General features: G+C 72.2%; 1 protein-coding gene. It reads right to left on the reverse strand.

What is annotated here, in order from left to right:
- Positions 1-862, reverse strand: an 862-nt coding sequence (locus AC08ON_RS12210) for an MFS transporter (RefSeq protein WP_476616992.1), incomplete at both ends; no start/stop codon positions are given.

The following is an 862-nucleotide window of genomic DNA, read 5'->3' on the forward strand; positions in this document are numbered from 1 at the left end:
GGGCATGGGTGCCTGCGGGGGAACCCCTGGGTGACCGAGCGGTTTCGTTGTGTCCGGATCGTTGTGGGCGGGTGGGCGGTTGCGGGTGTCCGCGCGGAACTGGGCGCGGGCGGCCAGCCGGGACTGGCGCAGCGCGCCGGCCTCCACGAACAACGTGATCCCCATCGCCGCCGCGGCCACCGCGAAGCCGACCGTCCCGGGCATCTCGATCAGTCCGAGGCCCCCGCCGGCGACCCAGGCCAGCTGCAGACCGGTCTCAGAACGGGCGAACGCGGAGTTGCGGGTGGTCTCCGGGATGTCCCGCTGGATGATCGCGTCCAGCGCCAGCTTCCCCATCGATCCCGCCATGGACGCCAGCAGCGCGGCGACCAGCGAGGTGAACTTGGTGTAGGTGATCGCCGCACCGAGGCATCCCCCTGCCGCCAACACCAGCGCGAGCATGAGGATGCCCTCGGGACGGCGCCGGCCGAGCCGGCCGCCGATGAAGACTCCCAGGCCGCTGCCGGCGCCCGCGCAGACCGCGAGCCCGCCCAGCCACAGGTTGTTCCCGCCGTTGGTGCGCAGGAGGAACGCCAGATAGAACGTCAGGAAGCCGACCAGACTGCGTAGCACCAGGGCGGCGTGCAGCGCCACCGGCAGCGTGCCGAGGAACGCCCGGATCCGCGCCCCGACACCGCGCCGGGCCACGCTCGGGGGAAGCGGCCCGCGCAGTGGCTGCTTACCGGCGGCGGAGTCGACGTGCCCGGGCAGGTTGAACGCCAGTAGGACCCCGGCCATGTAGACGAGGGCACAGATTCGCAACACCCAGGGATAGCCGACGAAAGGGATGGTGGCGATGCCCAGCCCGACGGGTGCCGCGACC

The organism is Frankia sp. CoWAU3 (assembly GCF_977971855.1).